The following is a 13,047-nucleotide window of genomic DNA, read 5'->3' on the forward strand; positions in this document are numbered from 1 at the left end:
GCGCCCATGCATGTTTAAAACATAAAACAGCAATTGCGCATAGTAAACTTGTTAATATACTTTTCCTAATTTTCATTTTTAAGATAATTTTCAAAAATACACCTCACAAAATTTTTTAATTAGCATGACTGAGCTAACTATTGTTATGTTGAAAGCTTGGTTTATTTGCTTTTAGCAACCTTTATTACAATGGTTGCTCCATCATCCATTATAGCACGAACTAGGTAGACCCCTTCTAAGAGCATCTTCGTATTTATTTTGTGTGTGTGCATAATACTGTTAACAGGCACAGACTCTACAAAAACAATATTACCTAAAACATCAGCTATCGAAATAGTCATGTTTTCCGTATTCAGCTGATCAAATTCTAGTAATAGCTCCTCTCCAAATGGGTTTGGATATCCAATCATCGATACTGATGCTTTTTCTAAATCGGATAGATTAGCATGGTAATCTATAGATAGGACGAATGGCTTATCGATTGTTCCTGTGATCGTCTCATTTCCATATTTTATGGATTCTTTAGCAGCGTAAATTTGTCGACTCTCCCCATCCATAAACTGGAAAGAGATATCTTCATTGCTAGTTTCTCCATTAATATTCATGAAGTATGTTAATCGTTCAGTGACAGGGTTCAGTACTGGATAAGCAATTCCTCTGCACTCTCCATCAACTATTGCAGCAATCCTACTATACTGATCTTGTACATCGGCAACTTCTATAATCGCAGACATATTTGAATTGTATTTATAAGGGTTGAGCTTCCATGGACTATCCGTGACCATTCCTCTAGCATCGACGCCACTTGGTGAATAAGTAGCTGCCACTCGCTGACCTGCTGCCACACTTACATTAGGATACTTAAATGACCCAGCATTTGCAGCTTTGAACATGTAGCCTTCACCTGGGTGTAAATGGGTTAAGCTACCAATCCAGCCGACTGTTTCATCTACATATATCGCTACTGCAAATTGGCTTTTTAATAAATCGCCACTTGTTGCATTAGTGAAGCCGCTCATTGCCTCATTTACAGCCATCGCCTTGAACCCGATATAACCTATCCAATTCCAATTTTCTAGTATATTTATACTTACCTCATCTCCTTTAAGTAACTTCCCTTTGTAGGTCAATTGGTCTTGATTGCTCAAAAACAGTTTATAACCTTGCCCATTTTTCAACCCTCCATCTTGTGTGATTTTACCAAACCAACCCATACTTGGAGCAAATTGGTCGTATTTATCAACTGACCTGATAACATCTTTATCAGCTGCATTTAGGTCCTTCAAGAGTTTATCAGTCTCTTGCATCTCAGTTGATTGTAGGTGAAACGAAACCCATTTCCACCCCTTAGGAATTTCAACAGTATGCTCAACTACATCGTTGGCGATTAACATTTCAGGAGTTGCAGGCGATCCAATGAATGCATTATTGTTGAACGTGTAATTAGGTGTCAGATCCCTATGTACTTGTCCATCACTGGCATTCCATACCCTAAACTTGATCGCCTCTCCTCCCGATCTATTACTGTACACACTGATATAAGCCTGGTAATTATCAAAAGCGGAAATATATTGTAATTGTGCCATTCCTCTACATTCTCCATTTACGAATGCGCCGATGACATCGTCAGGATCCCTCGAAACTTCCCCATTAATTTGCACTTGGGCAATGATGTTCATATTGTACTGGAAATCAGTCGGGGTTATGTTCCAATCATCTGGAAGAGGTTTATACACTTGCAAGTCAAGCAACAATATTTCCTCAAACCCAAATTCGGTAACCAATTGTAAATCTTCGCTGTATGTCCCAATATTCACATTTTCGTTTACAGTAAACGTGATTAATTGACTTGAAACAGGTGACAATACTCCACTTGAAGGTTGTGCAGATAACCATGGAGGCAGGTTTTTTAACTCGTAATTGGCAAATTTCCCTCCTGTGTTTCTTATTCTAGCCTCAAATGTAAAGCTAGTTCCCTGTGCAATTTTGAAGTGAAGGTCTTCATCATCCCAAACTACTTGATTCCTATCAATGTAAGCAGACCACGTTACTGGTGAAGCCATTACATTGGCATTCATGTCTTCTACATTTTTAACCGTGATATCTAAAATGACATTCTCTAATAAGCTATCAGGATCAGTAGTGGTTAAAATGATTTTGTCATTATTCGCAGAGTAATTGAAATTCACCTTTTGTACAGGTCTTGGAATTTTAACCGTTGGCGTGACGCTAGAATGTTGAGTGCCACCACTGATAGAAAGCGTATCGACCATGGTTGTACTTCCTAAAACTGAAGTACTAATGTATGTAGCATTCAGTTCTTGAATTCCTGCAACTTCACTGTAGCTGTTAAAAGGATGGTAGAGTAAAAGCCCGGGCTCATCACCAGAAAGCATAAAATGCATGTCTCTTTGTAGCTGATCCAGAGGTCTAGCAGATTGCCAAACCCTCACTTCATCTAAACGTCCATTGAAATACTGCTCCACATTTGTAGCTCCTGTTTGATCAACCCAGCCCCTTGCGCCAAGCCACAAAGCAGAGCCTCCGAGCCCGAAGAAATCTTTACTGCCCACTGAGTTTTGCTGAATGCCATCAACATAACAGGTCGTATTTGTTCTTCTCTTCACTATCAGGGCAAAGTGGTGCCATTTCCCGTCAAAATAATTCGTATCAGAAACCTTAAACTTTTGCCCATAATTCCAAACCTCAATTTCACCAGAGGCATTGGCATTAATCGACCATCCATTTTTATTCGCATCTAATAAGTCACCACCCACATTTCGAGTTGTATCTCCCAATCCATTTGAGAAAAGCGTTTGGTTGGTAGCTCCACTTGCATTGAACCAGAATTCAATGGTAAAATCCATATCATTGTCAATCACAGGACTTTTGCCTTTGAGGTAACCATTCACTCCATTAAATTCTACCGAATTGCCATTTGGCTCTACTTGCCATGTAGCATTCACAGTCGCGTGCCTACTTTTTACCAAATCTTCTGCAATGCTTCCATAAGCTTCTTCCATTCGCCAGTTGCCGCTTAAGCCAGACTCGTTTCCGCTCATCCTTTTGCCTGCGTAAATATTGATATCAGAGGTTCCTAAGGCTTTTTTCCAAATGCGTACTTCATGCACATTTCCATTGAAAGGCAATGTCTGTCCACCGCTAAAATGGCTTTTACCAATCGTGATTTTTCCAGTACCCAAGTAATCGGCGTTGAAACTATTATTGGTGCCACTCAAAATACCATCAATATGTATGCTTGCGGTGTTTTTGGCAATGTCATATGTAAATGCTATATGGTGCCACTTTCCATCATCTGTGATTTTGGTAGTTCCTTTTATTTTAGCATCTACTAGTTGAACTTCCAATGAATCCGTTGCATCAAAGCCTATAAAAAAGCCTTTATCCTTCTCAAACCCTTGGGAAAGTACCACTTCTTCTTGTCCATTTCTAGCCCTCTTTATGTAGAACTCAATAGTAAATGGCCTTCTAGTAAGCGTCAAGCCTTCAGGTATTTCCATATAACTATTTGCTGTGCCGTCAAAGTAGATACTTGCCGGGTGACGAATATCCGTTCCGTTCAATACACCTCGTATATCAAAATTGGCAGGTCGCAATAATCCGGCGTTGATAGGTTCATTGAATTGGATCATGATTTCGTCTCCTGCTGACAACACTCCGTCAGAAGGTTGAGGTGCACCAAATGCATGTGGCGTCTCTCTATCGATAATCCCAGAGAAAATATCGGAGTTGACTCTAGTAATATCTCCCAAAGCGCCACAAAGCGTAGTAGCACGCAAATCGTAAAGTCCGTCGGGTACAGTCCAAACATAACCACCATTCAGGGTTTTAGAACCAGCTTGTTTCCAAATATGCTTAATTGTACCGTCTCCGTCTTTATCTATAAGAGGATCAGTGATTTTCCCTCCTAGTTCTGCTCTTGCTAAAGAGTCTCTATAATATGTTGCCAATAATATCCATTCCGCGTCACTATCGCCCGAAGATTTGTATTGTAACTCCACTCCCTGGAAATTTGGATAGTTGATATTAAAACCTCCTACCTGATAAAGCACACTAGTAGTATCAGTACTATCGACCAAGCTAGTATTTACCGTCCAATTATTTTGCGGTTGGAATATAGATGGCTCTGAGCAACTTGGGAGGAAAAATGCCGAAACATAAATTTCATCCTCAATGTTAGCATCATTGTCGGTTAAATCATGCTGACATGCTGAACGAAGGATCAATTTAACACTATCATAATCAAACTCATAAGGACCTCTTTCTACCACTAGCGTTTTAGTGATTGATTGCCCTCCTGGTACAAAAAACTCTCGGTTAGCATTGATTTCTTGACCATCTACCCGCAGCACCAACCCATTTGGATTGGTAGATTCTACTACTTCCAATATGTAATACTGGCTGTCATCAGTCTCACTATCATTATTGAAGTTAAGAAAGAAACCAGCAGACTGATCAGCAGGAATATTGTAGGCTATTGAAGACTTAGAAGTGCCATTGATGGTAATTCCTGGCTTATCTCTTTGTTGAGTGCGGTTACTAACCACTTCTTTTTTATTGCCATCAATTGAGCTTTTTAGCTGGGTTAGCAAAGTGATTTTTCGATCTACCCGTTTTTTGCTCGCCTCTAGCTTTTTCTTTTGTTTTTGCAAACTAAGAATACTTCGCTGTTTAGCATCTTTTACTTCGTCCAGTATTTGACTAGCATCCGCTGGATATTGAGTTTCCCCTTTTCTCAGTGCAATTGTGGTAGTTAGATAAGTAATTGATGCGTCCAGTTGGTTGCTAAGTACTTGATTATTTAAAATCTGGGTGCCTACGTATAAAGAGGTAGTAAAACGAAGTACTATTTCATCTTCGTGAGGGCAAGATGTTTGACCCGCTAATGTTTCAAATATCGGAGTACTCCTATAAGCATCTTCTCCCAAATTTTCGGTGTCTTGGTCATTACCATAAATATTGATAGTTTGGTAGTCACCTACATCATCATCATTAATTACATAACCAACCGTAAAGTTTTGGCCATCGGTTTCTGAGGATGAAGATGTATTGGTATAAGAAAAAGCAACATTATAGTCAATAGCAATTCCACTACCCGATTCGTTTATATCTGTTTCCGTACCAATTTCACCAAAAGGTCCGATAGAAAACTCTTCAAAATTTGTATCGTCCCATTCTGCACTATACTCGTAACTATATTGACTTTGTGCGCTTATACTGATATTAGACTGTTTTGACTCGAACCCTTCTATTGCCAGCCATTTTTCCACCTCGTTTCTAGCCAAGGTATTTACCCAAGTGTCAATCTGTTGGTTGAACCATCTCACAGAATCGATCTCACCCTTTCTTGTGGGAGTAAATGTATAACTCTTCCCATCATTACTATAAGTAGAACCATCAGGGTTGGTAGGCGATAATTGATTGGGTTGTATTTCTACTCCCCAAATATTATTATCATTATTTGAACCAATTCTTTCTGCTAACCAATCTTCACTTTTTCCAGGAAAACTAGCTGCAGTTACTTTATTTACATATTTATTATTGTTTTGTAAAAGATTATCTCTCAGTGCTTTGAGGTTAGGAAGAAGGTAGTTTTCAATATGGTTTTGGTCATAAACAAACGTAGTAGCTATTCCTCCTCTACCGAAAGACAGTTCTTTAAACCTGGCTAACTTCAATGTTTTAAAATTACCATTTCCGTCAGTCGCTGTAACAGTGATATCAACAGGACACTCCACTGTAGAAAGCCCACAGTCAGCAGCATCAATAAAAGCAAGGTTTTTAATGACACCAAACAACAAATTCTTGGAAGTACCCACAAACAGATCACTAGGTGCGCCTACTAAAGATCCATCATCTCTAGTTTGGAAGGAGGTTGTTGCTTCATAGGTATAAACATTTTCTTCACCTAAACCTCCGCCGGTATTCACCCCTAATGTTCCCGATTGTGTGACCAAAGCCTTTGACTCGGTAATTACTCCGACGCCTTTTAATAACTTAGCTCCTGATTGAGCCGAAAGTGTTAAACCTAGAGATCCATCAAAGTCATGAGAAGTCTTTTCAACACTAGAAAATGAAGACCCTTTTGATAAGTAACTATAACTACCATCCATTGGAGGGTCTCTCAAGATGAAGTCTACAAACTCGGGCCCTTGAGTAACAAAGTTATTGCCAACTTGCAAACCTCCTAACACATAGGCATAAAATGGGTTAGGTTGTCCTCCAGCACCTGGAGCGGGCCATTCAATGATATTACTTCCTGCTTTAGCCTGAATAGTTATCGATTTCAAGTAACTTTTTGCCGGATTGCTCGCATCTGCCAACAAGTTAGGCTCACCTGCTTTGAAATTATATAAGGTGTCTCCATCTGTAATCTTAAACTTATCGACTCCTCCATTGGAATATGGAAAAGCCTGCTCACTATTTCCTCTAACCACAGTATAGAACCCTCTTCCCATACCATTATTCACCGATATTTCGGCATCGGTCACAGGCACTTTGTAGCCTTTTCCATCATCTACATTCGTGTAAATTTCATATAGGAAAATCCTCATTTTGTAATCTTTTCCCTGTTGAAAGACTTTGTACGAAAGCCCACTTAAATCGGCGGTAAAGGTTGTGCCGCTTTTGTCCTTAAGCTTTAGAGATGCATCGCCACCGTGTGTTTTGAAGTCTTTCCCAAATTCATCTGTAACGATAATGATGGGTTTATTTCTGAGAATGAAATCTCGTTTGAAATGATAAGTGATAGAATCAACGCTACTCAACACATCTTTGGTAGCATATTTTACAATCAAAGAATCCGTGACATTTGCGTAAACCGTATCATTTTGCTGGGTAGTTTCATTGAACTGTATTTTAGCCTCCTGCCGAATTTTTTCCAACAAGCTCAATCCAGTTACCCCACTTGTATCAATAGCAACCAACCCTTGTGCATTCACATAAACAATGGTATCTGGTTCATTCGAATATACACTGTCAACTTCATGATTGTCAAATGTAAGCGATGACATATCAAGGTTTTCCTCAGGAAGTGGAGCGCCTCCAGCATCTTGAAATACAAAACTGTTATCTTTTGTGTACTTTACGTCCTTTACCTTATATTCCTTAGGGGGAAGCTCCATTTTGAACTCACCAGTAGTATTGTTAGTAGTGATTACTTCAGATACCAATCCGCCATCATTAGCAGACTCAAGAGTGAATTTTATCTGACCTACATTATTCACACTTTTACCAAATCCCAATACTTTATCTCTTTCAACCGGTCCACCTACTGCTCTTCCTATCAACACCTTTTTGGTACTGTCCAGCATGACGATACCAGTAACCGGGGCTTGGAAATCTTTGGTAGGCTTATCAATAGGATATCGCCCAGCATTTTGTATAGTATGAGTCAGTTTCCTAAACTCCAAGTAATGATGCCCAATAGGTACTTGAATATCAAAAGCCCCATAAGGATCTGTTTCTATGAGCTTTCCATCCTTTACTGCTGCTATTTCCCCGTCTATGAAAATATTGATGCCTTTTGAACCTACTTCTTCTTCCCCATTTTTACTCAGGTGGGTAAAGTACACATTTCCAGTTACCCTAAAAGAGGATATATCTTTGAAATCCACTCCATTTTCTACACTGCTTCCTTCTCCTAAAAACACTGATCTCTGGCCTGGCTCAAAAGCATGAATCGCACCTCCCATCGTCATGGTAGGGGTAATGTTAAAATTATTGCCATTGCCTTCGTAAATAATACCTGTAATAGAGTAATTACCCGCATCATCCGTATAGCTTGCAGTTGCCAGCTGTTGACCTGTCGGTATTTCTTCACTCCAGCTAGCTCCGTTTATTTCCCCGTCTCTTCCGTGAAAGCTTCCGCCTTCTTCTGAGCCATCAAATACAAAAGGACCAATCCCTTCGTCAAAACGCCAATAACCTTGCAGCCCAGTTTCATTCGGATTTACCAACCTACCGTAATCCCTTAGCACATCTAATGAATCCAGCGTACGGTTGTAAATACGCACCTCGTCAAGATATCCATTTAAATACGCTGAGCTATTGTATCGTCTGCCCAAGAAAATATCTTTCGTTGAGTCGTTGTCTAGATTACCAGTGGTTATAACCTGTGCTTTATCTAATACACCATTCAAGTAAACCTTTAAACTGTCATCAGTGCCATGGGTTAGAGTGATACTGGTATAATTTCCTGCAACGACAGGGTTTTGCGAGGTAACACTTTTTATAGTCCCACTTTTATATACTGAAACCACTACTTCACCAGTAGTGGTTAACTTAATTTCATATTGATTTTCTCTAGATAGAATGACCTGCTCTGTGCCAATAGTATTTGGCTTTACCCATACAGAAACAGTCAATTCCTTGTTTAAATCAGGAAAATTATTTCCAGCTATCTGTACATAATCATTGGTCCCGTCAAAGCTTAATGCATTACCCGAAACACCTTCTTGTCTTTCGGCAATTACCTTTACATCAGGTACTGCAATCCCTCCTTCATAGACAATATTTCCATTTACTACACCAAAAGGAAGCCTGAAGCCAACAGTATGGGCGATCCCATTCGCTGGCAATCCTAAATTGTCGTAATCTTTTCCGTCTACACTACTTATGTCAAAGGTAATTTGCTGATCAATCCCACATTCATTTTCTCCAACAATGAAATACTCATAAATCTGGCGAGCTTCGGTAGTATTATCTGTCCAAGTTCGTACGTCCGATTGCGTGGTGATCATAAGTTGTGGAACTACGTCACTCCCAAGTTTTCTTCTGTATATTTTATATCGATTGATAAAACTGGCATTTTCTCCTGCTGTCCATTCCAATAATACCCGATCTCCAAAATATCCTTTCGACGCATTTATCCCATTTTTAGATAAAACTTTACTTACATCTACATCGGTGATATTCATTCGGTTTTCGGTAGGATCCGTAGTCAATACTGCTTTGCCACCTGAAATTTCCTTACAATTATTTACTGAAAGGATTTCGTAAGAATACGTCTGACAAGATTCGGCATCTTGGTCCAAATAGGAAGTAGTGGAAGGGTCATCTATCTCAAAAGTTTCCTCTCCTCCATTTATACCTCTACGCACAATTTTGTAGGACATCACATGGCTTCCCCCAGACCACGTGAGCTGAACACCTGGTGTACCTGTCTTAATCAACACCATTTTAAAGTTGGTTGCGGCAGTTGGATCGGCAGGGGATATCCCACTCACAAAATCAGAGACATTACCTTCTACATTACACTCGGTACTCACGGCCGACATTTTATAGTAATACGTTGAGCCCCTCGTCAAGCCAGTGTTTACATAACTTCTTTTCTCCCCTGCTATCGTAGCTATTTTTGTGTAAGTACCTCCTTCGCTCGTACTTCTGTACAACCAAAATTCTTTAGGATTGGACGCTGCCCATTCCCACGTAAGTTTTGAAGATCCATCGCATAAATCCTGAGTGGCCTCCAAACCCGCAGGAGCTCCTAAAGTAGCGATTACCTCACCTTGTACACTTCTTGAAGCACTTTCATAGGTAATTCCATTCTTTATATACCTAAGTGTAATCTTATAGAGCCTATTGGAAGCCGTGGTTCTAGTATAACTTGTCATTCCAGCAGCAAGTGTCTTGATAGCAACACCATTCTCATAAATAACATATTGATAATCCCCAGGGTAACCTTTCATATCTGTAGGTTCATCCCAGCTTAGGTCTACTTTTCCACATCCCGGTGTTGAAGAAAAGTTCTCAGGTGTAGGAAGTAAGGGAATAGTATAATCTTTTGAACTATTAGGGACTCCCATTCCATCACCAGAACCAGAAACTGAAATAGTGATGGTTTTTCCTATAAGCTTTGGCGGGAAAGCAAATCTGAACTGTGCTACATAGTCATCATCACCTTCAGCATAGCTTGAGCCATGGATGATTTTACCATCAGCCGCATTATTGTTCCTTGGGTGATAGTTATAGTCATGTGTATTATCACCACAACCATCAACGTCCCTTGCCAAATAGTTGGGATAAGAGGCAGTACGAAAGTTTGCAATTGACAAAAAGTTATATTTAGTAACCCCATTTGCCTCATAGGAATAATGTAAATAATCTATCCAATCATCTGCACCACAACCTCCATCGTCCTCATCCAAAATCATGACACGCATGTCAAACGTAAAATCAGTTTTGTTGAAATTCTGATTCCACGCAGAATGAAAATCATGGTCTCCATCAGAAGGGTTGTTTACACCTGGATAGTTTTGACCAAAAACTAGAGTGGTGGCAAGGAATGAGACAAGAAAAAAGAAAATTTTAAATAGATGTGTAGCTAGAGGAAAGTAGTATTTGCCCATTTAGAGTTATTAGTTTAATCTTGATGAAAGAGGGATGAACGCGTTTGTTATTAGATTAAACCTATGTATGTTATTTATTGGTATATTCCATCATTTTTTTAGTGAGTTGTCAATGTAATAAAAATAGAAAAACAGCTTGTACATTATATGAAAGGCACTTTTTATTAAAGCGGATCTAATGATTTGAAGATCGGACTTGAGAGGGTGTTTAGAACTATCACTTGGGGCAATGGAGATTTTTATTTGGTATATAAGATGTTTTGGGATATTTCTGGCAGGATAACGAAGTAAGTACAAAATGCTAAAATTAGTTTTATTGGGTTTAAATAGCATTTTTTATTTGAAGTGATTTAATATGCATGATTAGCTTAAATTACTTCTTTATCAGAGGTAATATGTTGAGATTATCAAACGAATTTTCATGATATGAATTAGCTTGTGATACATATCTCTCTCTGTTATTTACTTGCCTTTTTGCTCACCTGAGATAAAAACACCTGCACTACAACTGTAATATAAGACCTGATGGGTTCGATTTCTGTTCAAGATAACTATTTTCATCGCTACCCCATGGGGTTTATTTTTCTTTCGCCTCACATATCTCCAAAACTCATCTATCTGTACCTTCTGGTAACGCCCCGGGTCTGAGCCCCTGAACATGCCCTGCAGGTGATCCGCAATATCTCGGTACAGTCTCTGATGCCTTTGCTTCTACACAACCTAAAAGTGTTAGTCGTTCCGCCAGCAAAGTTTGGTTCAGATGATGAGCTGCTAATATTAAATGTTGATCCAACATCATAGTCAAGCTCAATATCTTCAGTTGTCGTCCAAATCGGGAAAAATGATTTCTTACACCCTTTTATAACTGGTTGGAAATAAGTATTTTATTGTTTTGTAAAACCAGGAATACCAGAGAATCTCACTCTTATATGTATTATATCGGGTACAAAAGAGCTCGTGGTGCTCGTGCGCTGTATAGCCTCTCGCAAACTTGTTGCTTACATCGCCGCTTAGCTCGCCCCAAGTGTTCGGCTCACGCCTTTTGCCCCAAGTATCAAAGCCCAGTTCTTCGGTCACTGCTCCGTTCTCGTCCGTAATTACCGTTGGCGAGCCTAAGTGGTCGGTGTGCCAGCAGGGCATTTCCTTCTGTAATGGTCTTTACCTTTCAACATATCCACCCTTTGTTTTATATTGTCTAAGCCGTCGTATTATGGAAATCTCAGCTGTTGAATTTTCGTGCCATTCTCTTTTTCCGTTTTGATGGAGGTTATCCGACCTTTATCAAGATGAAAGAACAATTTATATCCTTGCATCGCAGGTTTTACATCTGATCTTTTACATTTGCGTTTGTTCGTGTTGAACAAACATCTACAACCACAAATAGCCAGCAGCCGCTGATTTCTTATGGAAAAAGAAGTGCTTTTTACAAACGATGCCATCGTACTGGGCATCTTGATGACCGTTTTAGCTTTTGTCTTTATCACCTCGGGTAGCAAAAGTCCTATTTGGAAAAAGATATACACCTATTTTCCCCCAGTGCTGGCCTGTTATTTTATTCCTGCCGTGCTTAACTCGCTCAATATTATTTCGGGCGAAGACTCTCAGCTTTATTTTGTTTCTTCTAGGTATTTATTGCCAGCCTGTTTAGTGTTACTCTGCCTCAGTATCGACCTAAAAGGGATTATAAACCTAGGTTCTAAATCCATCATCATGTTTTTTGCCGCTACGGCAGGTATTATTTTCGGTGGACCTATAGCGGTGTTGCTGGTTTCTGCTTTTGCCCCTGAGCTGGTAGGAGGCTCTGGACCAGATGAAATTTGGCGGGGCTTGGCTACCATAGCGGGAAGTTGGATTGGCGGAGGTGCCAACCAAACGGCAATGAAAGAAATTTACGGTGCGAGCGATGTGCTATTTTCCCAAATGATAGTAGTCGATGTAATTGTTGCCAATATCTGGATGGGCTTTTTGCTCTACGGAGCTACCATCGCCCCCAAGGTAGACAAATGGCTAAAAGCAGATTCTTCGGCTATAGATGAATTGAAAGACAAGGTGGAAAAGTACAGTGCTTCCATAGCTAAAATCCCGACCCTAAAAGATGTGGTTACCATTCTTGCCATAGGTTTCGGTGCAACGGCCATTGCTCATTGGAGCTCGGAACATATTTCTGCATTCATGCAAAATTATAACGATACTTTGAAAGCCTACAACCTTACCTCGCTTTCATCGGGCTTCTTTTGGTTGGTAGTCATTGCCACTACCATAGGTCTGGGATTGTCATTCACTAAGTTCAAAAAACTGGAAGGGGCAGGCGCATCGAGGATCGGTAGCGTATTTATTTACGTGTTGGTAGCCAGTATCGGAATGAACATGGACATTATCAAAGTGTTGGACAACCTTGGGCTTTTTGCCATCGGAATTGTCTGGATGCTGGTACATGTAATCACACTCCTAATAGTTGCCAAACTGATAAAAGCACCATTTTTCTTTGTAGCAGTGGGAAGTCAAGCCAATGTGGGCGGAGCAGCATCTGCACCCGTAGTTGCTTCGGCATTTAGCCCTGCACTTGCCCCTGTGGGCGTGCTGATGGCGGTACTTGGCTATGCCTTGGGTACGTACGGAGCCATAATTTGTGCGGAATTGATGCAACTGGCTTCTCCTTGATTTTTGACATTTTTAC

Annotated in this window: 3 protein-coding genes; 1 reads left to right on the plus strand and 2 read right to left on the minus strand. The window is 40.0% G+C overall.

The window, feature by feature from the left end:
- Positions 1 to 161: 161 nt before the first annotated feature.
- Entirely contained in the window at positions 162 to 10,370 is a 10,209-nt protein-coding gene (locus R9C00_04775) for a LamG-like jellyroll fold domain-containing protein (protein ID WPO36757.1), read from the minus strand.
- Positions 10,371 to 11,219: 849 nt separating this feature from the next.
- Positions 11,220 to 11,510, minus strand: a complete 291-nt coding sequence (locus R9C00_04780) for a hypothetical protein (protein WPO36758.1) — start codon at positions 11,508 to 11,510, stop codon at positions 11,220 to 11,222.
- Between the two features lie 264 nt (positions 11,511 to 11,774).
- On the opposite strand from R9C00_04780, the gene R9C00_04785 reads away from it, so the two are divergent.
- Positions 11,775 to 13,031: a DUF819 family protein gene (locus R9C00_04785; protein WPO36759.1), complete on the plus strand. Its 1,257-nt coding sequence runs from the start codon at positions 11,775 to 11,777 to the stop codon at positions 13,029 to 13,031.
- Positions 13,032 to 13,047 lie beyond the last annotated feature (16 nt).

It is taken from the genome of Flammeovirgaceae bacterium SG7u.111 (genome assembly GCA_034044135.1).
Lineage (GTDB): Bacteria > Bacteroidota > Bacteroidia > Cytophagales > Flammeovirgaceae.